Source organism: Pseudomonas sp. JS425 (assembly GCF_018223845.1).
Classification (GTDB): Bacteria; Pseudomonadota; Gammaproteobacteria; order Pseudomonadales; family Pseudomonadaceae; genus Aquipseudomonas; species Aquipseudomonas asiatica.
In genome coordinates this window covers 3,215,201-3,240,589 of record NZ_CP073661.1, presented here as the reverse complement: position 1 = coordinate 3,240,589, position 25,389 = coordinate 3,215,201, and the positions used below count along the sequence as shown (strand labels likewise).

The 25,389-nt window shown below is 60.5% G+C and carries 23 protein-coding genes and 2 pseudogenes; 11 read left to right on the top strand and 14 right to left on the bottom strand.

The genetic code is table 11. From position 1 onward, the window contains the following. Nucleotide 1: 1 nt before the first annotated feature. The 14 genes from KDB76_RS15200 to paaF all read right to left on the bottom strand — a co-directional run bounded on the left by KDB76_RS15200 (nt 2) and on the right by paaF (nt 13,442). Nucleotides 2-1,234, bottom strand: a complete 1,233-nt coding sequence (locus KDB76_RS15200; RefSeq protein ID WP_038409641.1) for an OprD family porin — start codon at nt 1,232-1,234, stop codon at nt 2-4. A 40-nt stretch (nt 1,235-1,274) separates the two neighbouring features. Then, the gene (locus tag KDB76_RS15195) at nt 1,275-2,837 is read right to left on the bottom strand and encodes a cation acetate symporter (RefSeq protein ID WP_013972618.1); all 1,563 of its coding nucleotides are present in this window, start codon (nt 2,835-2,837) and stop codon (nt 1,275-1,277) included. Then, a complete protein-coding gene (locus tag KDB76_RS15190) occupies nt 2,834-3,142 on the bottom strand; it encodes a DUF485 domain-containing protein (RefSeq protein WP_004376242.1) in 309 nt (102 codons plus the stop codon). The genes KDB76_RS15195 and KDB76_RS15190 overlap by 4 nt, the downstream gene beginning before the upstream one ends. 169 nt (nt 3,143-3,311) lie before the next feature. Further along, a complete protein-coding gene (gene paaE / locus KDB76_RS15185) occupies nt 3,312-4,388 on the bottom strand; it encodes a 1,2-phenylacetyl-CoA epoxidase subunit PaaE (RefSeq protein ID WP_024087129.1) in 1,077 nt (358 codons plus the stop codon). 15 nt (nt 4,389-4,403) lie between these two features. Beyond that, nucleotides 4,404-4,937, bottom strand: coding sequence for a 1,2-phenylacetyl-CoA epoxidase subunit PaaD (paaD, locus tag KDB76_RS15180; RefSeq protein WP_013972616.1), 534 nt, complete (start codon nt 4,935-4,937; stop codon nt 4,404-4,406). Then, nucleotides 4,924-5,682, bottom strand: a complete 759-nt coding sequence (gene paaC, locus KDB76_RS15175) for a 1,2-phenylacetyl-CoA epoxidase subunit PaaC (protein WP_038409640.1) — start codon at nt 5,680-5,682, stop codon at nt 4,924-4,926. The genes paaD and paaC overlap by 14 nt, the downstream gene beginning before the upstream one ends. A gap of 8 nt (nt 5,683-5,690) precedes the next feature. Beyond that, entirely contained in the window at nt 5,691-5,972 is a 282-nt protein-coding gene (gene paaB / locus KDB76_RS15170) for a 1,2-phenylacetyl-CoA epoxidase subunit PaaB (protein ID WP_013972614.1), read from the bottom strand. A 25-nt stretch (nt 5,973-5,997) separates the two neighbouring features. Then, nucleotides 5,998-6,987, bottom strand: coding sequence for a 1,2-phenylacetyl-CoA epoxidase subunit PaaA (paaA, locus tag KDB76_RS15165; protein ID WP_015270325.1), 990 nt, complete (start codon nt 6,985-6,987; stop codon nt 5,998-6,000). A 248-nt stretch (nt 6,988-7,235) separates the two neighbouring features. Beyond that, a complete protein-coding gene (paaK, locus tag KDB76_RS15160) occupies nt 7,236-8,555 on the bottom strand; it encodes a phenylacetate--CoA ligase PaaK (protein ID WP_013972612.1) in 1,320 nt (439 codons plus the stop codon). A 121-nt stretch (nt 8,556-8,676) separates the two neighbouring features. After that, nucleotides 8,677-9,897, bottom strand: coding sequence for a 3-oxoadipyl-CoA thiolase (gene pcaF / locus KDB76_RS15155; RefSeq protein WP_013972611.1), 1,221 nt, complete (start codon nt 9,895-9,897; stop codon nt 8,677-8,679). Further along, nucleotides 9,890-10,330 carry a hydroxyphenylacetyl-CoA thioesterase PaaI gene (gene paaI, locus KDB76_RS15150; protein ID WP_038409639.1) on the bottom strand — a complete coding sequence of 147 codons (441 nt, stop codon included), beginning with the start codon at nt 10,328-10,330 and terminating at the stop codon, nt 9,890-9,892. Before paaI ends, pcaF begins: the two co-directional genes overlap by 8 nt. Further along, nucleotides 10,323-11,840 carry a 3-hydroxyacyl-CoA dehydrogenase PaaH gene (gene paaH / locus KDB76_RS15145; RefSeq protein ID WP_038409638.1) on the bottom strand — a complete coding sequence of 506 codons (1,518 nt, stop codon included), beginning with the start codon at nt 11,838-11,840 and terminating at the stop codon, nt 10,323-10,325. The genes paaI and paaH overlap by 8 nt, the downstream gene beginning before the upstream one ends. A 2-nt stretch (nt 11,841-11,842) precedes the next feature. After that, entirely contained in the window at nt 11,843-12,634 is a 792-nt protein-coding gene (gene paaG / locus KDB76_RS15140; RefSeq protein WP_038409637.1) for a 2-(1,2-epoxy-1,2-dihydrophenyl)acetyl-CoA isomerase PaaG, read from the bottom strand. Between the two features lie 34 nt (nt 12,635-12,668). After that, nucleotides 12,669-13,442, bottom strand: a complete 774-nt coding sequence (paaF, locus tag KDB76_RS15135) for a 2,3-dehydroadipyl-CoA hydratase PaaF (RefSeq protein ID WP_038409636.1) — start codon at nt 13,440-13,442, stop codon at nt 12,669-12,671. Between the two features lie 355 nt (nt 13,443-13,797). Between paaF and paaY the strand changes: the two genes are divergently transcribed. From paaY to KDB76_RS15080, 11 genes and pseudogenes are all read left to right on the top strand, one after another. Continuing rightward, the gene (gene paaY, locus KDB76_RS15130) at nt 13,798-14,397 is read left to right on the top strand and encodes a phenylacetic acid degradation protein PaaY (protein ID WP_038409635.1); all 600 of its coding nucleotides are present in this window, start codon (nt 13,798-13,800) and stop codon (nt 14,395-14,397) included. 77 nt (nt 14,398-14,474) lie between these two features. Continuing rightward, nucleotides 14,475-15,398, top strand: coding sequence for a phenylacetic acid degradation operon negative regulatory protein PaaX (paaX, locus tag KDB76_RS15125; protein ID WP_024087123.1), 924 nt, complete (start codon nt 14,475-14,477; stop codon nt 15,396-15,398). 132 nt (nt 15,399-15,530) lie between these two features. Further along, nucleotides 15,531-15,875 (top strand): helix-turn-helix domain-containing protein, encoded by a 345-nt coding sequence (locus KDB76_RS15120; RefSeq protein WP_013972604.1) that lies wholly within the window; start codon nt 15,531-15,533, stop codon nt 15,873-15,875. Continuing rightward, complete coding sequence (locus tag KDB76_RS15115) at nt 15,875-17,089, top strand: type II toxin-antitoxin system HipA family toxin (RefSeq protein WP_023663235.1); 1,215 nt, start codon at nt 15,875-15,877, stop codon at nt 17,087-17,089. The genes KDB76_RS15120 and KDB76_RS15115 overlap by 1 nt, the downstream gene beginning before the upstream one ends. 201 nt (nt 17,090-17,290) lie before the next feature. After that, entirely contained in the window at nt 17,291-17,449 is a 159-nt protein-coding gene (locus KDB76_RS15110) for a hypothetical protein (protein ID WP_155418799.1), read from the top strand. A gap of 845 nt (nt 17,450-18,294) precedes the next feature. Next, nucleotides 18,295-19,032: a hypothetical protein gene (locus KDB76_RS15105; RefSeq protein WP_212632148.1), complete on the top strand. Its 738-nt coding sequence runs from the start codon at nt 18,295-18,297 to the stop codon at nt 19,030-19,032. Nucleotides 19,033-19,092: 60 nt separating this feature from the next. Beyond that, nucleotides 19,093-20,006, top strand: a pseudogene (locus KDB76_RS15100) (IS3 family transposase); the annotation flags it as partial. A gap of 106 nt (nt 20,007-20,112) precedes the next feature. Beyond that, a complete protein-coding gene (locus tag KDB76_RS15095) occupies nt 20,113-21,414 on the top strand; it encodes an ISL3-like element IS1411 family transposase (protein WP_011920678.1) in 1,302 nt (433 codons plus the stop codon). A 19-nt stretch (nt 21,415-21,433) separates the two neighbouring features. After that, nucleotides 21,434-21,670: pseudogene (locus KDB76_RS15090) on the top strand (IS3 family transposase); the annotation flags it as partial. Nucleotides 21,671-21,898: 228 nt separating this feature from the next. Beyond that, nucleotides 21,899-22,555 (top strand): hypothetical protein, encoded by a 657-nt coding sequence (locus KDB76_RS15085; RefSeq protein WP_038409809.1) that lies wholly within the window; start codon nt 21,899-21,901, stop codon nt 22,553-22,555. An 867-nt stretch (nt 22,556-23,422) separates the two neighbouring features. Then, on the top strand, nt 23,423-25,387 hold the full coding sequence (locus KDB76_RS15080; RefSeq protein WP_038409810.1) for an ABC-three component system protein: 1,965 nt from the start codon (nt 23,423-23,425) through the stop codon (nt 25,385-25,387). The last annotated feature ends 2 nt before the right edge of the window (nt 25,388-25,389 follow it).

Below are 25,389 nucleotides of genomic sequence, written 5' to 3'. Positions count from 1 at the left end.
GTTACCACAGCGCCACGGTGTAGCCGATGATCAGGCGGTTTTCGTCCACGGCGTTGGTCAGGCCATTGCCGGAACGGAAGGTGACGTTGCGCCAGCGCAGGCTGACGTCCTTGAACGGGCCGCTCTGAATGACATAGGTGATGTCGGTGTCGCGCTCACGCTCACGGCCGTTGCTGACAGTGGCGGTTTCGGCGTGGCGGCCATCGGTGTAGCGGGTCATGAAGCTCAGGCCGGGGATACCCATGGCGACGAAGTCGTAGTCGTAGCGCACCTGCCACGAGTCCAGCCCGGCGCGGGTGAAGGTGTTGTAGGTGACCAGGTTGACGGTGAACGGGTCGCCGCCGTTCACGAACGGGAAGGCACTGTCGCCGGACATCTGCTGCCAGGCGGCGGTGAACTTGTGGGCCCGTACGCCAAGGGTGAACATGGCGTTGAAGTTGCGGTTGTCGATGTTGCCGGCACGCTCGGCGCCGTCGTTGCGGCTGTCGAAGTAGCGCAGGTCGGTGCGCAGGCTCAGGCCTTCGCCCAGCGGGCGGGTATCGATCAGGCCGACGAACTGCTGGCGGTAGATGTCTTCGAGCTTGGCGTAGTAGTAGCTGACGCTGGTTTGCGGGGTGATGGCGTAGCTGCCGCCGCCGAAGTCCAGGTGGTCGCTGCTGGCGGCGCCGTAGCCGATGTCGTCGCGGCCCGAGGAATCACGCAGGTTGGCCTTGGTCAGGCGGCCGGCGTTGAAGGTCAGGCCGGCCAGGTCCTGGCTGGTGAGCAGGCCACCCTGGAAGGTGGAGGCCAGCAGGCGGGTGTCGTTGTACACCACCACCGGCAGGATCGGTTGCAAGGTCCCCAGGCGCAGGGTGCTCTTGGCCACCCGCACCTTGCCGGTCAGGCCCAGTTCGCTGTAGTTGTCGACCGGTTCATGGCTGTTCGGGCCGAAAGGCAGCAGGCCGGTATTGCGCCGGTCGCGGCTGGAGTCGAGCTTGATGCCCAGTTGGCCCATGGCGTCGACACCAAAGCCGACCGGGCCTTCGGTGAAGCCCGACTCCAGCTTGGCGGTAAAGCCCTGGCCCCATTCCTCGGCCTTGGCCTGCGGTGCATTGCTTTGGCGGAAGTCGCGGTTGAGGTAATGGTTGCGCAGCTCCAACCGGGCGTGGCTGTCGCCGATGAAGTCTGCCATCGCCGGCATCGGCAGGGCGAGGGTCGCCAGCCAGGCGGCCGAAATGAAGTGCGTGCGGTTCATTGTTGTTGTTTTACCCGACATGGTTGTTCTTCCCTGAGAGTCAGTGCTTGCTGGCGCCGGCGGCGCCGATTCCGGTCATGGAACGGATGAACTGGGCCAGGTAGCGGCCACGTTCCTGGTTGGCGCGTTCGGAGCTGTCAGTAACCGAGAACACCCAGGCGCCGAGGAAGGCCAGGCTCATGGAGAACAGTGCCGGGTTGCTGTAGGGGAACAGCGCCGTTTCGTGATGCAGCACGTTGACCCACACCGCCGGGCCCAGTACCACCAGCAGCACCGCCGAAACCAGGCCGGCCATGCTGCCGCACACTGCGCCGCGGGTGGTCAGGCCTTTCCAGAACATCGAAAGCAGCAGCACCGGGAAGTTGACCGAGGCGGCCACGGCCAGCACCAGCCCCGAGAGGAAGGCGATGTTCTGCGACTCGAACATCAGGCCGAGGATTACCGCCAGCAGGCCGATCAGCAGCGTGGCGATACGCGACACGCGCATTTCCTCCTGCTCGCTAGCCTTGCCCTGGCGCACCACGCAGGCATACAGGTCGTGGGAAACCGCCGATGCACCGGACAGCGCCAGGCCCGCGACCACTGCCAGGATGGTGGCGAAGGCCACGGCGGAGATGAAGCCGAGGAACAGATTGCCACCTACGGCCTGGGCAAGGTGCACGGCGACCATGTTGCCGCCGCCGATAATGGCGCCGGTGGCATCACGGTAGGACGGTTCGGTGCCGACCATGACGATCGCACCAAAGCCGATGACGATCAGCAGCAGGTAGAAGTAACCGATGAACCCGGTGGCATAGAACACGCTCTTGCGCGCTTCCTTGGCATCGCTGACGGTGAAGAAGCGCATCAGGATATGCGGCAGGCCGGCAGTACCGAACATCATGCCCAGGCCCAGGGAAATGGCATCCACCGGGTTGGACAGCAGGCCGCCCGGGGCCATGATCGCCTGGCCCTTGGCATGCACGGCCACGGCGCTGGCGAACATCGCTTCGGTGCTGAAGCCGAAATGCTTGAGCACCATGAAGGCCATGAAGCTGGTGCCCGACAGCAGCATCACCGCCTTGATGATCTGCACCCAGGTGGTGGCGAGCATGCCGCCGAAAGTGACGTAGGCGACCATCAGCACACCGACCAGCATTACCGCGTACAGGTAGCTGATGCCGAACAGCAGTTCGATCAGCTTGCCGGCACCGACCATCTGTGCCACCAGGTACATCAGCGCCACCACCAGGGTGCCGAAGGCCGAGGTCAGGCGCACCGGGGTTTGCGCCAGGCGGTAGCTGACCACGTCGGCGAAGGTGTACTTGCCCAGGTTGCGCAGGCGCTCGGCGATCAGGAACAGGATGATCGGCCAGCCGGCCAGTACGCCCAGGGCATACAGCAGGCCGTCATAGCCGTTCATGAACATCATTGCCGAAATGCCCAGGAACGAGGCGGCGCTGATCATGTCGCCGGCGATCGCCAAGCCGTTCTGCATGCCGGTCAGGCCCCCGCCGGCGGTGTAGAAATCGCTGGCCGAGCGCGTGCGCATGGCAGCCCAGCGGGTGACCAGCAGGGTGAAGCAGACGAACACCATGAACATCGAGATGGCAGTCCAGTTCATTGTGCGCACTCCTGCTTGACCTTGTCGTTGAGCGGGTCGAGCACGTTGTTGGCGCGGTGCACGTAGATGCCGGTCAAGGCGAAGGACAGCAGTACCATCAGCACCCCCACCAGCATGCCAACGGTGGTCACGCCACCGCTGAGGGACTGGCCGAGGGTGCTGGGGGAAAACGCCACCAGCAGGACGAAGCCGTAGTAGATCACCAGCATGGCCAGGGTCAGGCTGCCGTTGAGGCGGCGTTTGCGCTGCACCAGGTGCTGGAAGTCGGGGTGGTTGGCGATGCTTTCTATGCGTTCGGGTGTCATGGGTTGCGATCTCTGGGTGTTGTAATTGTTTTGTTGAGGTCACGCGGGTGTTGCGGTGTTGCTTAGGGCCTCTTCGCGGGTGAACCCGCTCCCACAGGTAGGGCGCTGCTCTCAGGTCTTGTGCAGTCCCTGTGGGAGCGGGTTCACCCGCGAAGCAGGCGACGCGGTCTCAGAGCTGGTCGAAATCGAGCACCACCTTGTCGCTCACCGGGTAGGTCTGGCACGACAGCACATACCCGGCCGCCACTTCGTAATCCTCCAGGGCATGGTTGCTGTCCATCTCCACTTCGCCCTCGATTACCCGGCACTTGCAGGTCGAGCACACGCCGGCCTTGCAGGAGTACGGCAGTTCGGCGCCGATTGCATTGCCGGCGTCCAGCACGTTCTGGGTATTGCGTGGCAGGTCGAAGGTAAGCGCGCGGCCGTCGCTGATCACGGTGATGTGACTGAGCGCCGAATCCACCTGGCGCGCCGCCTCGCGGGCCTCCCGGCGGGCTTCGCTGCCGGCTGCGGCGAACAGCTCGAAATGGATACGGTCCTTGGCCAGGCCATTGGCCTGCAGGCTGTCGCGCACCGTCTCGGTCATCGCCTGTGGGCCGCAGATGAATGCAGCGTCCAGGTTGGCAACGTCCATCCAGCGCGAGAACAACTGGCCGCACTTGTCGGCATCGATGCGGCCGTTGTACAGGTCGACATCCTGCTGCTCGCGGCTGAACACGAAAATCAGGTTCAGGCGGTCGAGGTAACGGTTCTTCAGGTCTTCCAGCTTGTCGCGGAACAGTGCGCCAGAGCTGGAGCGGTTGCCGTACAGCAGGGTGAAGCGGCTGTGCGGCTCGCTGGCCAAGGTAGTGGCGATGATCGACAGGATCGGCGTGATGCCGCTGCCGGCAGCCACGCCCAGGTAGTTGCCCTGGCGGGCCGGTTCCAGTGGCACGAAGAAGCTGCCCGACGGCGGCATCACTTCCAGTTGCTGGCCTGCCTTGAGCACGTCGTTGGCAAATGACGAGAAGCGCCCGCCTGGCACGCGTTTTACCGCCACACGCAGTTCGCCATCCTGCACGGCGCTGCAGATGGAATAGGAACGGCGGACTTCTTCGTTATCCAGGTGGGTGCGCATGACCAGATACTGGCCCTGGGTGAAACGGAACTGCGCCTGCAGGTGCTCGGGCACGTCGAAGGCAATCGACACCGCATCGCGGGTCTCGTTGCGCACTTGCTTGATGGTCAGGCTGTGAAACTGGCTCATGGCGTTCTCCACGGCTCAAATGCATTTGAAATAGTCGAACGGCTCCAGGCACTCGCGGCAGCGGTAAAGCGCCTTGCAAGCCGTGGAGCCGAACTGGCTGAGCAATTCGGTATGGGCGCTGCCGCACTGCGGGCAGCAAACCTGCGGCGCCTCGCCGAGCAGGCTGCGTTTGCTGGTGCTGCCCTGTGGCGGGGCGATGCCGTAGGCGCGCAGGCGCTCGCGGCCCAGTTCGCTGATCCAGTCGGTGCTCCAGGCCGGGGTCAGCCGGCGCTCGAGCAGCGGCGCGGGGAAGCCGGCCTGCTCCAGCGCCTGGCGGATATCCCCTTCGATCACCTCGGTGGCAGGGCAGCCGGAGTAGGTCGGTGTGACGACCAGGTGCAGGTGCCCGGCGCGCCAGTCGAGGTCGCGCACGATGCCCAGGTCGACCACGCTGACCACGGGCACTTCCGGGTCCATGACCTGGGCCAGTACCGCCCAGGCCCGGGCCAGGTCATCGCCGCGTGGCGCGCGGGCGCCACGGTCGCCGGCAATCAGCTCACCAGGTTGCATCGGGGTAGGCCCTTGGCAGGAACTGCATCTCGGCCAGCAGCAGGCCCAGGTGCTCGGTGTGCAGGCCTTTGCGGCCGTCCAGGTAGAAGTGGCTGGCGGCCTTGGGCAACGGCAGTTCGACCGAAGCGAAGGTCTCGCCAACCTGCTTGAGCCAGGCCGCGCCGACGGCAGCGGGGTCGGCGGCGATACCCGCTTGCGCCAGGTGCACTTCATTGTCGCTACCGGCGGCCAGTTCGACGGTGAAGCGCCACAGTGCCGGGATGGCCGCGAGCATGCGTTGGCGGCTTTCTTCGGTGCCACCGCCCAGGCGTTGCACCCACTCGCTGGAGCGGCGCAGGTGGTAGGTGACTTCCTTCAGGGCCTTGGCGGCAATACCGGCGATACGCCCGTCGTTCGAGCCGACCAGCCCCTGAAGCACGGCGAAATGCCAGGCGTCATAGAAGAACTGCTTGGTCATGGTCACGGCGAAATCGCCGTTGGGCTGCTCGACCAGCAACAGGTTGCGATAGGCGCGCTCGTCACGGCGGAAGGCCAGGGCGTCGGCGTCACGGCCATCATCGAGCAGCTCGGCGGCGTATTCCAGCCAGTTGCGCGCCTGGCCTACCAGGTCGAGGCCGACGTTCATCAGGGCCAGTTCTTCTTCGATGGCCGGGGCGCGGCCACACCATTCGCAGAGGCGCTGGCCCTGCACCAGGGCACTGTCGCCGAGCAGCAGCAGGTAGGGGACAAGGGTTTCGTTGTGCATGGCCAACCTCACATGTGTCCGACTTCGTCGGGCAGTTCGTAGAAGCTGGCATGGCGGTAGACCTTGTCGTCCGCAGGGGCGAACAGCGGGTCTTTCTCGTCCGGGGAAGAGGCGGTGATCAGTGCCGAGGGCACCACCCACAGGCTGACGCCTTCGCTGCGGCGGGTGTACAGCTCGCGGGCGTTTTCGATGGCCATGGCGGCATCGGCGGCGTGCACGCTGCCGACATGCTTGTGGTTAAGGCCGTGCTTGCTGCGCACGAACACTTCGTAGAGGGTCCAGACAGACATTTTCGATCTCCGCATCAATCGCCGCTCAGGCGGCGTTCTTGTTCTGTTGCTTGCGCGCGTAGGCCACGGCGGCCTCGCGTACCCAGGCGCCGTCCTCGATGGCCTTGCGCCGGGTGGCGACACGTTCCTGATTGCACGGGCCATTGCCCTTGATCACTTCGTAGAACTCGTCCCACTGGATTTCGCCGAAGTCGTAGTGACCGCGCTCGGCATTCCACTTCAGTTCGGGGTCGGGGGCGGTGCAGCCGAGCAGCTCGAGTTGCGGCACGGTCTGGTCGATGAAGCGCTGGCGCAGTTCATCGTTGGTCTGGCGCTTGATCTTCCAGGCCATGGACTGGGCGCTGTTGGGGGAGTGCTCGTCGCTAGGGCCGAACATCATCAGTGCCGGCCACCACAGGCGGTTGATCGCGTCCTGGACCATGTCCCGCTGGGCCTGGGTGCCGTGGCGCATCATGGTCAGGAGGATTTCGTAGCCTTGGCGCTGGTGGAAGCTCTCTTCCTTGCAGATGCGGATCATCGCGCGTGAATAGGGGCCGTAGGAGGTGCGCTGCAGCACCACCTGGTTGACGATGGCGGCGCCGTCCACCAGCCAGCCCACTGCGCCCATGTCGGCCCAGCTGAGGGTGGGGTAGTTGAAGATGCTCGAGTACTTGGCCTTGCCGCTGTGCAGCTTGGCGATTTCCTCATCACGGTCGGCGCCCAGGGTTTCCATGGCGCTGTACAGGTACAGGCCGTGGCCGGCTTCGTCCTGGATCTTGGCCATCAGCTGCAGCTTGCGCTTGAGGCTGGGGGCACGGGTGACCCAGTTGCCTTCGGGCAGCATGCCGACGATTTCCGAGTGGGCGTGCTGGGAGATCTGCCGGATCAGGGTCTGGCGGTAGGCCTCGGGCATCCAGTTCTTGGCTTCGATCTTGATTTCGGCGTCGATCTTTTCCTGGAAGTTGCGCTCCTCGGGCGACATCTCTTCCAGCGACTTGACGCGCTTGACTCCGGTTTCCACTAGCTGTGCGTACATGTGTTCCGACTCCTGCTAAGGCATGAGTCATTTGTAAGCGATACAAAACATAACGTCAAACAGTTTTATGTGTATCGAATAAGATTTGTGTATCACATTGGCGGCCCTTTCGCGGGTAAACCCGCTCCCACAGGTCATGTGCAGCCCCCAGGCATCATGCAATTCCTGTGGGAGCGGGTTTACCCGCGAAGAGGCCAGCCAAAAAAAAGCCCCGGACGATGCCGGGGCCGAAAAGGCAGCCGAATGAATCAGCTGGCCAACCGTTTGTCGTACACGTGGCAGGCCTTGCCCTCGGAACGCTTGAGCGTGCCGCAGGGCTGCAGGCGCACCTGGGTGCTGATGCCGATATAGGTCTTGATCTGCTTGGTCAGCTCCCCGGTCAACAGCTTGCGCTGGCCTTCATCGAGGTGCTGACACTCCGCACGCAGTTCCACATGCACCTCGACGCTATCCAGGTTGCCATTGCGATACAGATGAATCTCATAAAGCTCGGAAAGCTGTTTTATTTTTAGCACCTGCTCCTCGATCTGGGTCGGGAACACGTTGACCCCGCGAATGATCAGCATGTCATCGCTGCGGCCGGTGATCTTGCCGATCCGCCGCATTGGCCTGGCGGTACCGGGCAGCAGGCGAGTGAGGTCGCGGGTGCGGTAGCGCACCATGGGCAACGCTTCCTTGCTCAGTGAGGTGAACACCAGTTCGCCCAGTTGGCCGTCCGGCAGCACCGCACCGGTGACCGGGTCGATGATCTCGGGGTAGAAATGGTCCTCCCAGATGGTCGGGCCATCCTTGGTTTCGAGGCACTCCATCGCCACTCCAGGCCCCATGATTTCCGACAGGCCATAAATGTCGAGGGCATCGATGCCCAGCCGTTGCTCGATAGAGCGGCGCAGCTCGTCGGTCCACGGCTCTGCGCCGAATATGCCCAGGCGCAGCTTGAGGTCTTGCGGGTCGATGCCCTGGCGCTCGATCTCGTCGGCCAGGTTGAGCATGTAGGAGGGGGTGACCATGATGATGTCGGGCTGGAAGTCGCGAATCAGCTGCACCTGCTTCTCGGTCTGGCCACCGGACATGGGGATCACCGTGCAGCCCAGACGCTCGGCACCGTAATGCGCGCCAAGCCCGCCGGTGAACAGGCCGTAGCCGTAGGAGACATGCACCTTGTCCCCCTTGCGCCCACCCGCGGCGCGGATCGAGCGGGCGACCACATTGGCCCAAGTGTCGATGTCGTTCTGGGTGTAGCCCACCACCGTCGGCTTGCCGGTGGTGCCACTGGAGGCGTGCAGGCGCACCACCTCTTGCTGGGGCACGGCGAACATGCCGTAGGGGTAGTTGTCGCGCAGGTCGTTCTTGCCGGTGAAGGGGAACTTCGCCAGGTCTTCCAGGCACTTGAGGTCGTCGGGGTGGGCACCGCACTCGGCAAAGCGCTGGCGGTACAGCGGTACGTTGTCGTAGGCGTGCTTCAGGCTCCAGCGCAGGCGCTCCAGCTGGTGCTGGCGCAGGGCGTCGACACTGGCGGTTTCCATCGGGTCCAGCAGGGCACGATCGGCATCATGGTACATGTTCATGGCTTCACTCGAATTGTTCTTGTACGCCGCGCGGTACCGGTTGCAGGCCGCGTGGTGAGTGTCATGGAAGCAGCATATACGGCTGCGTTCGGTTCGGTAACAAGCCGATGGTCTGAGCTGCTCAGAGGCGTTCGATGACCATCGCGATGCCTTGGCCAACGCCGATGCACATGGTGCACAGGGCGTAGCGTCCGGCGGTTTCTTCCAGCTCGTGCAACGCGGTGGTGACCAGGCGTGCACCGCTCATGCCCAATGGGTGGCCAAGGGCGATGGCACCGCCGTTGCGGTTGACCCGCGCGTCGTCGTCGGCCAGGCCGAGCTCGCGCAGTACCGCAAGGCCCTGGGCGGCAAAAGCCTCGTTGAGTTCGATGACGTCCATGTCGGCCAGCGACAGCCCGACAAGCTCCAGCACCTTGCGGGTAGCTGGTACCGGGCCGATGCCCATCAGCCGTGGTTCGACCCCGGCCACCGCCATGCCGACGATGCGGCCGCGAGCCTTCAGGCCATGACGGCGGGCGGCGGCGCTGCTGGCGAGCAGCAGGGCGCAGGCACCATCGTTGACCCCGGAGGCATTGCCGGCGGTGACGCTGCCGCCGTCGCGGAACGGGGTACCCAGCCTGGCCAGTTGCTCCAGGGTGGTGTCGCCGCGGGGATGTTCGTCGTGCTCGACCACTTTGGCCGGCCCTTTGCGCTGCGGGATCTCGACCGGCACGATTTCCCGTGCCAGGCGCCCGCGTGCCTGGGCGGCAGCGGCCTTGTGCTGGCTACGCAGGGCAAAGGCGTCCTGGTCGGCGCGGGAAATACCAAACTGCTGCGCAACGTTCTCGGCCGTTTCCGGCATCGAGTCGGTGCCGAAGGCCGCCTTCATCAGCGGGTTGACGAAACGCCAGCCGATGGTGGTGTCGAACAGTTCGGCCGCACGGCCGAACGCCTGCTCCGACTTGCCCATGACGAACGGCGCGCGTGACATCGACTCCACGCCGCCGGCCAGCATCAGCCCGGCTTCGCCGCAGCGCAGGGCGCGGGCTGCATTGCCGATGGCATCCAGGCCGGAGCCACACAGGCGGTTGATGGTGGTGCCCGGCACTTCGATCGGCAACCCGGCCAGCAAGCTGGCCATGTGCGCGACGTTGCGGTTGTCCTCGCCAGCCTGGTTGGCACAGCCGAGGATGACGTCGTCGATGGCTTTCCAGTCCAGTTCGGGGTGGCGCTGGATCAGGGCCTTGAGCGGGATAGCGGCCAGGTCATCGGCGCGCACGCCGCTCAAGGCGCCGGCATAACGGCCGATGGGGGTGCGCACGGCGTCGATGATCAAGGCATCGGCTTGAGTGTGTTCAGTCATCTTGCGTCTCCTGCGCCAGCACGGTGCCGCGCACTTTGTAGGATTTGCCATGGAACATCGCCACCAGCTCACCGCGCTGGTTCTCGATGCGGACGTGGTACAGGCCGGTGCGGCCCTTGCGGCTGACCTCGCTGGCGCAGGCGGTAAGCACGTCATCGCGCAGCGCCGGGGCCAGGTATTCGATGCTGCAGCCCAGGGCGACGGTGGCCTGGTCGTGGCTGTTGCAGGCGAAGGCAAATGCCGAGTCGGCCAGGGCGAACAGGAAGCCGCCATGGCAGGTGCCATGCCCCTGGATCATGTCGGCGCGTACCGGCATGCGCAGGCATGCCTGGCCCGGGCCGGCTTCCAGCAGGCGGATGCCCAGGCCCTGGGTGGCCTGGTCGCGGGCGTACATGGCCTCGGCACAGGCTTGTGCCAGTTCGACTTCAGTCATGCAGGGTGCCTCCTTTGGCTTCGCAGCGGCGTAACAGCAGGGAAGGGCGGTAGCGGCTCTCGCCGTAGCTGCGCTGCAGGTTGTCGAGCACGCGCAGGGTGTGGGGGATGCCGAGGTTCGCGGCCCAGGCCAGCGGGCCGCAGGGGTAGTTGACGCCGGCGCGCATGGCCAGGTCGATGTCGGCGGCGCTGCCGACACCTTGCAGCACGGCATCGGCGGCCTCGTTGGCGAGCATCGCCACGGTACGCAGCACCACCAGGCCGGGCAGGTCGGCGACCGCCGTTACCTTCAGGCCGGCACGCCGCAGCAAGGCCACCGCCTGGTCGCGAGCGTTGTCGCTGGTGTCGGCCGACCAGCTGATGGCGAGGCGGGTGGCGTTGGTGTAGTCCAAGGCAAGGTCGAGCAGCACCAGGTTGCGCAGGCCGTCTTCCCGGGCGCGCTGGCTGGCCAGGCGGCCATCGGACAGCGCCAGGGTGGCATCGCCCACCTGGATCAGGCCGCTGCCGGCGCGCTGGGTCACGGCGACGCCGCTTTGGCGCAGGCGTTCGACCAGCGGCTGCATCACCCCCAGGTCGCCTTCGACGACGCAGGCATCGACTATGGCGGGGCTATGCAGTTCGGCTGGCTGCGGGCGTTCGGCGCCTTCGGCATAGCTATAGAAGCCTTGGCCGGTCTTGCGCCCGAGGCGGCCCGCGTCCACCAGTTCTTTTTGCACCAGCGAAGGCTGGAAGCGGAAGTCGCCATAGAACGCATCGAAGACCGAACAGGTAACGGCGTAATTGACATCGTGGCCGATCAGGTCGGTGAGTTCGAACGCGCCCATGCGGAAACCACCGGCATCACGCAGCAGCGCATCGAGGCTGGCGCAATCGGCTGCGCCTTCCTGCAGCAGGCGCAGGCTTTCGGCGTAGAACGGCCGCGCCACACGGTTGACGATGAAGCCCGGCGTGGAGCGCGTGTGCACCGGCTGCTTGCCCCAGGCCTGGGCGGTGGCATGAATGCACGCGGCAACAGCCGGGGCGGTGGCCAGGCCCGAGACCACTTCGACCAGGGCCATCAGCGGCGCCGGGTTGAAGAAGTGCATGCCAACCACCTGGTGCGGGCGTTGCAGCCCGGCGGCGAGGCTGGTGATGGACAGCGACGAAGTGTTGCTGGCGAGGATGCAGTCGGTGGCGCACAAGGCTTCCAGCTGGCTGAACAGCGCCTGCTTGACCTGCAGGTTCTCGACGATGGCCTCGATCACCAGATGAGCATCGGCCAGGGCTTCGAGGGCGTCTACCGGGCACAGCCGGGCGCTTATGGCTTCCCGTTCGGTAGCCTGCATCTTGCCTTTTTCCACCAGGCGGGCAAGTTGCCGGTCTATGCCGGCCACCGTCTGGGCGGCAGCGCCCGGGCGGTTGTCGTAGAGCTTTACCGGGTGGCCGGCCTGGGCCGCAACCTGGGCGATGCCTGCGCCCATGGCGCCTGCACCGATCACCGCCACTTGGGCATTGCTTGCGAGTGCGCTCATGATCAACGCCCCTTGAATGTCGGCGTGCGCTTGTTCATGAAGGCACTCACGCCTTCGCGATAGTCCTCGCTGCGCCCGGCCAGGCGCTGCAGGTCGCGCTCCAGCTCCAGCTGTTCATCGAAACCGTTGTCGAAGCTGGCGTTCAGGCTGCGCTTGATCAGGGCCAGGCCGTAAGTGGGCTGGGTGGCGAGCTGGCGGGCGAGGGTGAGGGCTTCGTCACGCAGCGCGGCATCGTCCACCACGCGGTGGATCAGCCCCCATTGCTGGGCCTGTTCGGCGCCCAGGCGCTCGCCCAGCATGGCCAGAGCCTTGGCCCGTGCCATGCCGACCAGACGCGGCAGCAGCCAGGTGCCGCCGGAGTCGGGTACCAGGCCGATCTTGCAGAAGGCCTGGATGAAGCTGGCCGAGCGGGCCGCCAGCACCAGGTCGCAGGCCAGCGGGATGTTGGCACCGGCGCCGGCTGCCACGCCGTTCACCGCACAGATCACCGGCAGCGGCAGGTCGCGCAGGGTGCGCACCAGCGGGTTGTAGAACTTGTCGATCGATTCGCCCAGGTCCGGCATCTCAGCGCCCGGGGCGACGTTGCGATCGGACAGGTCCTGGCCGGCGCAGAAACCCCGGCCTTCGGCAGTCAGCAACAACACCCGGGCTTCGCTGCTCTGGCGTACTTGCTTGAGCGCCTCGCGCACTTCCAGGTGCATGGCGGTATTGAAGCTGTTCAGCTGCTCGGGGCGATTCAACGAGAGGAGGGCGACGCCGTCCTCGATGGAAAACAGGATGTGCTGGAAAGTCATGACAGGCTCGCTCCGTCAGTCGAGGGAAAGATGATCAGCGGCCCTGGAAGCGGGCCTGGCGTTTTTCCTGGAAGGCACGGATACCTTCGTCGCGGTCGGCGGTGCCGGCCAGCAAGGTGAAGGCATGGCGTTCGAAACGCAGGCCGCTGGCCAGGTCGGTATCGCCGGCCTTGAGCAACGCTTCCTTGGCCAGGCGCACTGCCAGCGGGGCCTTGGCGGCGATGCTGCGGGCGATGTGCAGGGCGCGTTCTACGGTGAGTTCCGGCTGGGTGATTTCGCTGACCAGCCCGGCCTGCAATGCATGAGGGGCGGTGATGGCTTCACCGGTCAGCACCATTTGCATGGCCAGCGGCTTGCCTACTGCCCGCAGCAGGCGTTGGGTGCCACCGGCACCGGGGATAATGCCGAGGTTGATTTCCGGCTGGCCGAAACGGGCGTCGCTGCCGGCGATGACGATGTCGGCACACATCACCAGTTCGCAGCCGCCACCCAGGGCGTAGCCGTTGACGGCGGCGATCAGTGGCTTGGCGAAGGCGGCGATGCTTTGCCAGTGGGCCACCCGGGGGTCGTTGAGGATGCCGACCAGGTCGCGCTCGGCCATCTCGCGGATATCGGCGCCTGCGGCGAATGCCTTGCGGCTGCCGGTGATGACCACCGCGCGGGTCTGTTCGTCTTGCCCAGCCGCTTCCAGCGCTGCGGCCAGCTCTGCCAGTAGCTCGGTGCACAGGGCGTTGAGCGCCTCGGGCCGTTGCAGGGTAATGAGCTGGACGCCCTGTTCGGGCGCCTGCACATCAAGATATCGCGGCATGTCGGGTTCCTCTGGCTGCACGCACGGCACATCGTGGGGCCGGCATTTCTTGGAATTGTTTGCAGGGGCGTGATGCGGGGGTCACGTCCAGGTGGAACCAGTATATGCATTACGCGATACAAAAAAGCAACATTCAAAATTGTTTTATGTATCTCTTTTTGCAGGGGTGACACCTGCCTCAGCAAAGGGTTTTCTGATGTTGAATCGCTTCATCACCTTGTAATTAACGATTAACGCTGCATTTAATGGAGCTCGATGACCCCGACAAAAGCGATACACGACCATGGCGATTGACGCATCACAAGATTGTGATACAAGATCAAGGCGCATTTGAAATCATTTCAGGAGCTTTGCCATGCCTTGCTATCGACTGGACGGCCTGACGCCCGTGGTTCATCCGACAGCCTACGTGCACCCTAGCGCCGTGCTGATTGGTGATGTCATCGTCGGCCCTCGTTGCTACGTCGGCCCACTGGCGTCACTAAGGGGGGATTTCGGCCGTATCGTGCTGGAGGAGGGTGCCAACCTGCAGGACACCTGCGTGATGCATGGTTTCCCGGGGGGCGATACGGTGGTCGAACGCAACGGGCATGTCGGGCATGGCGCCGTGCTGCACGGCTGTCGCGTGGGCGAAGACGCCCTGATCGGCATGAACGCGGTGGTGATGGATGGTGCCCATGTGGCACCGCGCTGCATCGTCGCGGCCACGGCATTCGTCAAGGCGGGTTTCGAATGTGCGGCACAAAGCCTGGTGATGGGCTCGCCAGCTCAGGTCAAGCGCCCACTGACCGAACAGGAACTGGCCTGGAAGCAACGTGGCACGGCGGAGTATCAGCACCTGGCGCAACGCTGCATGAACAGTATGGTCGAATGCCCGCCACTGACCGAGGTCGAGCCCGAGCGCCCACGCATGGAAGACACCGGCGTCAGGCCCAAAGGCCAGGCATCGGCATGAGCCTGGCAGCGTCACGCAATGGTCAGGCGGCCTGCCGCGCAGGTATAGTCGGTGCTTTAACCGTGCACAGTTCGCCCATGAGCAATCTCGCCCCACTGAACAACCTGATCACCCGCTTCCAGGAACAGACGCCGATCCGCGCCAGTTCCCTGATCATCACTTTGTACGGCGACGCCATCGAGCCCCACGGCGGAACCGTCTGGCTGGGTAGCCTGATCAACCTGCTGGAGCCGATCGGCATCAACGAGCGCCTGATCCGCACATCGATCTTCCGCCTTACCAAGGAAGGCTGGCTCACTGCCGAAAAGGTTGGCCGCCGCAGCTACTACAGCCTGACAGGTACCGGCCGCCGGCGTTTCGAGAAGGCCTTCAAGCGGGTCTACAGCCCCAGCCAGCCAGCCTGGGACGGTGCCTGGACACTGGTTTTGCTCTCGCAACTGGAGGCCGGCAAGCGCAAGGCTTTGCGTGAAGAGTTGGAGTGGCAGGGCTTCGGGACCATGGCGCCGAACCTGCTGGGCTGCCCACGGGCAGACCGCGCCGACCTGGCTGCCACCTTGCGTGACCTGGAGGCGAGCGACGACAGCATCGTCTTCGAAACCCACACCCAGGAAGTGCTGGCATCCAAGGCCATGCGTGCCCAGGTGAGGGAAAGCTGGCGCATCGACGAACTGGGGCAGCAGTACAGCGAGTTCATCCAGCTGTTCAGGCCGCTCTGGCAAGGTTTGAAAGAGCAGCAACAACTTGATGCGCAGGATTGCTTCCTGGCGCGTACGCTGCTGATTCACGAATACCGTCGGCTGCTGCTGCGTGACCCGCAACTGCCGGACGAGCTGCTGCCTGGGGATTGGGAGGGAAGGGCCGCGCGACAGTTGTGCCGTAACCTCTATCGGCTGGTGTTTGCCAAGGCGGAAGAATGGCTGAATGTAGCGCTGGAGACGGCTGATGGGCCGTTGCCGGATGTGAATGAAGGCTTTTACAGGCGTTTTGGCGGGCTGATTTGAAAAATAATGTCAACCATAGTGAGCCTTACCCTTTATAAGGTAAACCCATATAGACATTAGGTTTGGGAAAGCCCTGCGTAATGTGTGATATGGTTAACTTTAAATTGATTAATGTTAACCATGGTAAGCCTTATGCCGGACTACTTTCCCGTCGCATGTGCCGACACACTCAGTAAAATCGGGTTGTTGGTCAAGGCCCGGCGCCTGGCGCTAGGCCTGCGCCAGGCTGACCTCAAGGCAGCTATCGATGTTTCAGCGCATACCCTGCGCAAGATCGAGAGCGGCTCCGAGCTAGTGGACCTACGGTCGTTCATGCTGGTGCTGTGGCGACTTGGTATCAGTGATACGGTGTTCTCGTCGCTGGAGGGCCTGGAAAAAAGCTCACAGATCACACGCTTCACCCGAGGCCACGACGCGCATCAGGGCATCGCGGCCAAGCGTGTACGGCTGGCGAAGCCCAAGCCCGAGGAGTTCTGATGTCTCGCGCGTACATCTATATGGAGCACCCGGAAACGGGCGAAGTCATGACTCTTGGGCGGCTAACGCTGAAAGGTAAGGTGGGCGAGTTCCTGTATGCCCCAGACCAGGTGGCGCGTGGCGGCTGGATACCTGACCCGATCAATTACCCTCTGCGCGCCGAAGCCTACTCCGGCATTACCAAGAACCGCGGCATACCTGGCTTCATCAATGATGCCATGCCTGACGGCTGGGGGGAGCGACTGCTGCACCGGGCTTACGGGCAAGACCTGGGCACAATCGACTTTCTGCTCAAATCACCAAACAACGATCGCGTCGGCAACCTGATGGCAGGCAGCGCCACAACTCCTGCCGAAGGCATTGGCGGGGGTGCGGTACCGAACCTGATGGGTCTGGCAAGATTCGTTGCCGCTTGTGAAACGGTATATGACGGGCAGCTCGACAGTGAATCCGCCGCTACGCTGAATGTGCGGCAGCAACGCTCTGCGTTGGGTGGCGCACGACCGAAACGCACCCTTCAGGACAAAGGGATGCTCATTCTGGCTAAACCACGCGATCGGTTTGACCACTACGACCTACCGACGATTGAGTACGCCTGTATGACATTTGCGGCGGGGAAGGGTATTAACGTGGCCCGGACCGCGCTGCATGCTGAAAACCCATCTACATTGCTGGTCGAGCGCTTTGACCGCACGCCCATTGCCGAGGGCGCTAGGCGCATACCGATGCTCAGTGCTCTGACTTTGCTCGACTCGGAGTGGGATGGCCCGCACCACAGGGATTGGCGCTATGCCGCCGTGGCAGACGAGATGCGTCGGCGGGGAGTGCCGGATGGCGACCTGCAGGAGCTGTTCAAACGCATGTGCTACAACGCCCTGGCAGGCAACTCCGACGACCATCCGCGCAACCATGCAGTGGTCTGGGTTGGCGGGAAGTGGCGGCTTTCACCGATGTACGACGTATTGCCGATGCTTGATGAGGGGCCCGCGAAGGCCTTGGCCATGGCGATTGGCCGGGAGGGCAGCCAGGTCAGCCGGAGCAATCTGCTCAGCCACCATACGCACTTTGCACTGACACGGGATCAAGCCGAGCATTTGCTTGAAGAAGTGGCGAGCTGGGAGCAGGAGTTAAAGGATCATTACGCGCAAATCCTCTCAGGAGAAGACCTGGATATGGCCTGTGATGCGACCAGTTCGGTGCGGATGCTCAGGTAGGTGGGTGCTTTAATATAACTACTCTAAATGAATATTTAGCATAGTTATAATTTATTTGCATATTAGGCGCAAACGTAGTGTTCCGCAGGGTGCTGTCCCGGTATCGTCAGTAGTCGCATGCCAGTCAGTCCGCGGCTGAAGCCGCTCCCATAGTTATCGTGTGAACCTGAAGCTTGTGTTGTACTTTTGGGAGGGTTCACCGTGAAGAAGCCGGCGCGGCGCCGCTCCCACAGGTACCGCGTTAACCTCAAGCTTGCGTTCTACATGCGGGTGCAGGGCTTTCCCGCGAAGAAGCCAGCAGACGGTCGCTACTTCATGATCAAGGTAAACTTTGGCCTGCAGCAGGCCGGCGTTATCTGATGAACAACGTGAACGGTTGGTGCGCGACTGGATTCAGGGCGCTGAACGATAAGGCCGATCATGTGAACTGATCGCCGTAGCCTGCAATCCATACACGAGGCATGGAATGAGGATGCGCACGCGTTGCGTTCCAAATGGCAGCGGATGGAAATGGGATGGGCAAGGCTGAACAGTAAGTGCGGTGATGCCGAAAGCTCCTGGCCTGCGCGCAAATCTGAAAGCACATGGCTGGCCTGACGCTTGAGGTGCGAAGGTCTGATTTCGTTTTTGCATCGCAGGCACCACGGACAGAGGTACCGGATTGACGACCGCGCTGGTGGGCCAGCGATCGATCAGAGCGGGAAGATCAAATCGACCAGGGAGCTTTCCCTGGTCCCAAAGTGCCTCACTCGTGGTCTGGTGACCAAATATAGGCTAGCGCATAATGAGTATTATGTTAAATGACATATTTGGAAGCGCCCGTTCATAATCTCTTTCACCCAAAGCCTAGAACTCCACCTTGCCCCTGTGAGCGTTGAGAGTTTTTCAGAAAAAACAACGATTCACTGGAATGGTACGTCGTTCATGAGCTTAGCGGAGCCCCTTCCGAATCTAGATCAACTTCAGTCTCGTTATCTTTCGACTGCGACCGCGAGATAAATGGAATCAATGCGATAAGAGTCAACGAATTAATCAGATTCTGCACGGGACTGACGATGAAATAACTGGAACAAATCATCGCTTTCTCTACGAATTAATCAGATTCCATTTTTATTTTTTCCCCGTTCGCACCGGAGCCTATTTTGCCTGCTAGTCACAGCTATGCTGTGACTTCATTCGTGATCCGAAATCCGGGAGTCCTCATCATGGAAGTCAATTTCCATCCGCTGTTTCCGCAGTTTTTCGATCCGCACATCATGTTGACTGCTAGCCAGCAAGAGGAATCTAAGTGCATTGCCGACTACCTAAACGGGTTACCAGTCTCCTGCCATGCCTGGGTGTCATATGAACTGGCAATCGAATTCGTGAGGGACACTCCTGAGCGCTCAATTCTCAAAGCCCGGCTATTTGAAGTTTTTGTGCTGTGGTTGTTCTGCGTCCGCAACAAGCCCCTCTCAACTGTTGACGCACAGGACATGGCAGCCTTTATGGCTTTTTATCAGAGTCCGCCTGCTGACTGGATCCGCGAAAAGTCACTGTGCCCGAGGTTTGTCGATTACCACCGCTCCGAAAAAACTGTTAATCCCGACTGGAGACCTATATCCAAACCGAAGCCAAAGGCCTTGCACTCCATGAAATGGGTATTGCGCATGTTTGGAGAGTTTCTCTCGAACGGAGCCTACGGGGTAATAAGTCCTCCGAGCCTCCCGGCGCAGCCTGAATGTGACTTACAGGACGCCTCCGCTCAATCATTGGCTTATTTAAAGTGGCTTGAGCAAAACTGCTCGCTAGTCAAAGGCGGCGAGAGAATTTTATTCGTTTACGCTTGTTGTCACTTCTTTGAGCTGAGTGCTGTACAATTCAGCAGCGCACTGCCTTTCTTTTCGATGCAAAACCTATCCTATCGGGATGATGGTTGGGTTCTAACTCTTCCATTGGGATGAATCGCCCCTGGTTTCGTAGACACCTCCAAGCCTCATAATGAGGCCCAAATAGGAGGTGCCATGAGTCGTCAGCGTTACCCCGAAGAATTCAAGATCGAAGCGGTCAAGCAAGTGACCGAGAAAGGCAAACCTGTCGCCGATGTCGCCCAGCGCCTGGGCATGTCCGTGCACAGTCTTTACGCCTGGATCAAGGTCTACAGCAAGCCCCAAGAGCAGCGTCAGCAAGACGACGATCAGCAGGCCGAACTGCGCAAGCTACGCGCTGAACTCAAGCGCGTGACGGAAGAGCGAGACATCTTAAAAAAGGCCGCCGCGTACTTTGCCAAGGAGTGCGGCTGAAGTACGCCTTCATCAAGAAGCACTCGACTGATTACCCGGTGCGGCGCCTTTGCCAAACCCTCAAGGTGCACCCCAGCGGCTATTACGCCTGGCTGGCCGAGCCTCAATCTGCCCGAGCAAAAGAAGATCAACGTCTGCTTGGCTTGATCAAACACGCTTGGCTGGAAAGCGGAGGTGTATACGGCTACCGCAAAATTCACGATGACCTGCGTGAGCTGGGAGAGGAATGCGGCCGAAATCGAGTCAGGCGCTTGATGCAGGCGGAGGGGCTGCGTTCTCAAACGGGCTATCGGCGGCGTCCAGGGTTCTATGGTGGAAAACCAACAGTGGCCTCGCCCAACCACCTCGCGCGGCAGTTCAAGGTAAGTGAGCCGAACAAGGTCTGGGTGACAGATATCACTTACATCCGCACCTATGAAGGGTGGCTCTACCTCGCGGTAGTGCTGGATCTCTTCTCACGCCAAGTAATTGGTTGGTCAATGAAGCCAAGGATGTGCAGCGACCTGGCTATCGACGCGATGTTGATGGCTGTTTGGCGACGCAAGCCTCAGCAGCAAGTTATGATTCACTCAGATCAAGGCAGTCAGTTCAGTAGCTCGGATTGGAAAAGCTTTTTGAAGGCCAACAATGTAATCAGGCTCTTCGCATTTAAGGGTGTAGAAAAAATCTGACCGGCTGGAAAAGGAGTCGAGGATCTTAGAAAATGTAAGCTCTCACACCAACAAAAACTAAGCCCCCGACGTGAACAATCTTACCTTTTCTAGCCCTGATCTTTCCAGCTTTTGCCAACTGAATAACCTCGGCCTGACTGCCACTGGACAACATCTTTGTGCAGAGCGCGCCGTCATCGAATGTCGTTTAACCAAAGCACCCGAGCCATGCCCCAAGTGCGGGGCTGCTGGTGTTTCACGCGGTACTGTCGATAGGCATCTTGCTCACACACCTTACGGACAACGACCAACCAGATTGCTGCTGCGTATCCGTCGCTGGCGTTGTGCTTGCGGCTGTTTCTGGCATGAAGATACAAACAGTGCAGCACCTCCACGTTCAAAGCTTTCATATGGGGCGATACGCTGGGCATTAGCTGCCATCGTGCTGGATCATCTGTCGGTATCTCGTGTTGCGAGCCAGCTTGATGTTGCATGGCACACCGCTAATAATGCCATTATCAACGAAGGACGGCGCCTGCTTTTTAATGACTCGACACGTTTTGACGGTGTGACCGTGCTGGGCGTGGATGAGCATGTTTGGCGACATACACGCTGTGGTGACAAGTACGTCACCATCGTGGTTGACCTTACGCCCGTGCGTAACAAAAACGGGCCGGCCCGCTTGCTCGATGTGCTGGAAGGCCGCTCCAAACAAGCCTTTAAGCAATGGCTACAGAGTCGCCCCAAATCGTGGCGTGACCAGATCGAAAGCATTGCCATGGACGGTTTTACGGGGTTTAAATCTGCAGCGCAAGAAGCCCTGCCTCAAGCCCAAACCGTGCTGGATCCTTTCCATGTCGTGCGCTGGGCAAGCAACATGCTGGATGAATGCCGCCGGCGTGTGCAACACGACATCCTGGGCCGCAGAGGGCGTAAAAATGACCCGCTCTACAAAAGCCGTCGAACGCTACTGACTCGGATCAGCTACCTGTCTGACGCCAACAAAAAGCAACTGTTCCAGCTGTTTGCAGATGAGCACCACCTCGAAGTGGATTGCACCTGGAGCATGTACCAACGGGTGGTCAGCGCCTACAACGAGCCGGATCGAAAACGTGGTAAAAAACTCATGGAAGAGGTCATAAATATCATTACAGCCAGCGACTTGCCCAAAGCGCTCATCGAGGTGAAAGGCTTGGGGGAAACGCTGAAAAAATACGCTGAGAGCATCCTTGCCTACTTCGACCGGCCAGGAACCAGCAACGGTCCAACAGAAGCTATCAACGGGCGACTTGAGCACTTACGAGGTACCGCCTTGGGCTTTAGAAATTTAACCAATTACATAGCCAGGTGCTTGCTGAAGTCAGGAGGGTTTAGAAATCAGCTACACCCTTAAATGCGAAGAGCCTGTAATCAGCAGCATGAGCCGGCGGGGAAACTGCCACGACAATGCCGTAGCCGAGAGCTTTTTCCAGCTTTTGAAGCGAGAGCGAATCCGACGAAAGATCTACACAACCCGTGAAGAAGCCCGAAGTGATATTTTCGATTACATCGAGATGTTCTATAACCCTAAACGCCGACACAGCAGTGCTATGCAGCTGTCTCCAGTAGAGTATGAGAAACGCTATTTCCTGAGCTTGGAGAGTGTCTAGAAAACCAGGGGCGATTCACGGACTTAGCAAATGGCGATCTCAAGTCACCAGCTTCCTTGGTCAACTGGACATCAAGCGATTCCAGGGATTTCAGCAACTCTCGCCTGCAACAGTACCCGCACGTACGCACGTGTTTTGGAATCCGTTGAACGGCTTCGACACGAAGGCGCCAGATCTACCTGTTATGGTTAACCCCAAGCCTAATCATTTCCTATGGAGTTCTCAGTGATGTCGTCCTCCCCCATCAGCATTGGAGCGTCAATTACCGATGCGGTGAAATTCATGTCGAGGCTTGCTGGTGAGTGTGAAACGCTGGCTGATCTGGTCAAGCAGGAAATCAGTAGAGTTTTTTTGACGCCTGAGCTTGCCAAGTACTTCAAGCCGAGCAGTGCATGGATCACCTCCCGAGCGACGGATGAAGACGGCTGGGTGTACACCGGCATAGGCATTTCGCTGCCCATTGCGTCCAAGCCTAAGCGGTCGACCACTAGCCACATCATCGTTCAAATCAGCCTCGCAGGCGAAGGTATTGAGGCAATTGATAATCGAGAGCCTCTGGTGCACATCGGCAAGTGGGGGTGGCCGATCGATTTCGTCGATATTCAGATGGGCTTTCCTTGCGATCTGGATAGCGGTTACGACCTGGAGCTTGAGAGCGGCCAACTGTTCAGGTGGGTGCACACGGAGTATGACAATGAATGGTGCTACAGCGTACGTTTGACGGACATTAACTGCCCCGAAGACGTGAAAATCAATATCATCGATCCACTCAGGTCACTGCTTTTGGGGGCTGAAGCTTCGCAAGCTCTAGCTGGGACTTGCGCTGTGCGGTATGTCGGGACAGGGGAAAATGCTGGTCAGTATCGGATGTTGCCTCGCCAGTGACCGGATATGCCTACGCATCTTGATCGGAATCCCATGGAAAAGGCCGTGGGAGAGACCTTCCATGCACTAGCCGCGATGGGTACGAGAGCAGGCGACCAGATCCAGCACCGGTGGCCTGATGCTGGTCTTGTGTGTTTACGCTTGCTGGTTAGCCGCGGGGCGGTTGCCACAACTCTTTCTGGCGGCGCCTGGTCACTTCGGTAACGGCTGAAACCTCAGTAAAACGAATGGCGATGGGAATGTCACTTCTTCCTGTCAGCTGCAGCGCTCGCGGTGGTCTTGTTGGGTGATGGCGCCTCGCCGTGAAGACCTACCAGCGCTGACCGGCAGTCAGCACTCCTATCCGGTGTAGTCTACTCCCGAGTCGTAGGCAGTGGTGACGTATCCAGGACATTTGATTCACATATTTTTCACGCCTGTTTGCGCAGTCTCAGCTATCCCTACGTGTGATAGATCTTGCCCGCCTAGCAGCGGGCTTCCTTTTGCGTGCACTTTTTATCGTCGTGCACCAAGGAGCCCGCTGCTCCCTTGCCCAACACACAAAACTGCCCAATGACCACCAGTCTGCGTGGAAACAGTGACGCTCCATCACATCCAAGGGCTGGGATCATCACGCGCACTCGCCAACCGCATCGTCCTTGTGCTCCTGTCCCTGAACGCTTCAATGGCAACTATGAGCTTCTCGCGCCCCACTGGCTGAGCGGCAGTCATCGACCTATCCGACTGGCGCCAGCTCGTTCAGCAAGTAACCAAACATGCGGCAGCAATTTATGCATAAACCCCAGTTCCTTCGGTGAAGTCGGCTCGTTACTATGTGGCCACCTGCCATTGGTGCCTTGGGCGCCGAAACGCCTGAAGGGATTCACAATGATTAGAAGGTTCCGGCTTGAGCAAAAAGGCCGCTACGAAAAGCTGGTAATCGCCCAGCGCTTGTCGGATATGGTGGATAAATTCCTGGATGGGCGCCCTGCTCCGCTGGGAATCGGTGCTGAGCAGGGTGGCATAGCTGAATGGGACGATGTGGTCATCTACCACAGTGACGACCACTGGGAGCACTTGCAAATCAAGCGGCAGACCAGCGATTTCAGCGATAAACACTTCGACAAAGATGATTACCTAGCCTCCTACAAACCTCGCAAGAAGAAGCCAGACGCTGGCATCGTTGCTGCTGAAGAAGAACCAGAGTCTGCCTCAGAAACGAAATTCGATTCTGAGCTGGAGAAAGTCTTCAAGAGCTTGGCGGCTTGGCAACCACCTCCGGTGGGCGTGAAACCGGCCAAGCGTACGTTCTCGTTGACCCTGCCTGGCCCTGAGGTCGTGATTAAAGGGAAAGAAAAGGATCAGGACGTTCTCAGGATCACGCACCTGCGCGAAGTCTGGGATCTCTGTCGCAAGGATGGCGTCAACCTTGCTGGGCTCGGTAAGCGCGATGATAAGCCTACTCAGAATGTCTATACCTGGCTTACAACGTGGTGCGGGTTCAATGACTGGGCCCATATCGTCGAGAAGATGCGGGTGCTGGAAATTCACTGCGTCGGTGATGAAGGTGCTTTGGAGAAAAGTGCGCTTGAGTCTCTCGACAGGCACTTCACCGACTCGGCCATAACGCTTAGTGTGTTGCTGGACTATATCGGGGACAGCACGACGGACACGAATGCGGTGTCTTGCCATACCACGGCCACGCACCTTCAGAAGCTGCTTCGAGCAGGGGGGCAGACTTGGACGCAATACTTGGTTGACCCTATCCCAGGTGTAGGCTGGACAGTGTCCGGCACGCACGACCTTGGCACTGCAACGTCCCACTCAGCTAGCAGTCCTGCCGAGCAAGTCGTAAATCATCATTGGGCCCAGAGCATCCCAAACCGGCGGCTGAGACTACACGCTGAATATGCTCGCCCCACCAAAGCACTTAGCTTACCTTCCGCGATTCTTCGTCTGGCGTTGCATCTCAAAACAGGGAGCGAATCCATGCTCCTAGGCGAGCGCGCATGGCGTCAAGGGGCACACAGTGAATTGCGTAGCACGCTTGGAGACACTGAGCGGGATCTAGACGATCTCCACTGGTTCGAGAGTTCCGAGGCCCTTTCGTGCGCAAGGGAGCGCAAGATCTGCTCACCTGCGGGCACCAAAATCGAGTCAGATGATCTTCATGCCGCGATGAATGATGTGGTGTGGCAACAGCTTCAAATCTGCGTCGGAAATAAGCTTAACGGCATAAACGACCATGATTTGTCGGTTGCGATGGCAGAGAAATGGTTGGTATGGCGAGCCGAGTTAGACAAAGATCCTGAAGCCCGCTTGTTGCTCTTCGAGCAAATGATGTATCCCGTAACTGAAGGTATTAATGCCAAGCACGCGTTACGAATTGGGCCTCGGACGGTAGAGCTCATGGAGACCGCAATCATCATGCTGCTGTTAGCGTGTGTGGGGCTTGGCGGTGTTGATTGGCGCTCGATCGAACCAATTGGGGATGTGCTCAGCATCGCTTTGCGCCACTGGTCTGGGGAGCCTACCGACCACGACGGGCCCCGTCGCCTCGGTGATGACTGTTTGCGAAAACTGCTGGGTCAAGCTCCACCCCCTGTAGTTATCCTTTCGGGCGTAGAAGAGTCTGCGACCGAGTTACTGGAGGCAGGCATGGCTGAGGATCTCGAAGCTGGCCATAGCATGGCTGCTGAGCGCCAGCCGCGCCTCCTGGTCACCCGTTTCCAAGTATACAAGCAGCTAAGAACCGGAACGTTGGCCAAGCTGGAAGCTCATTTTCAAAAGCACTGGAACGCCTGGATGCAGGCACGCGAAGCAGCTATCGAAGCCTGTGGGAAAGGACACTGATC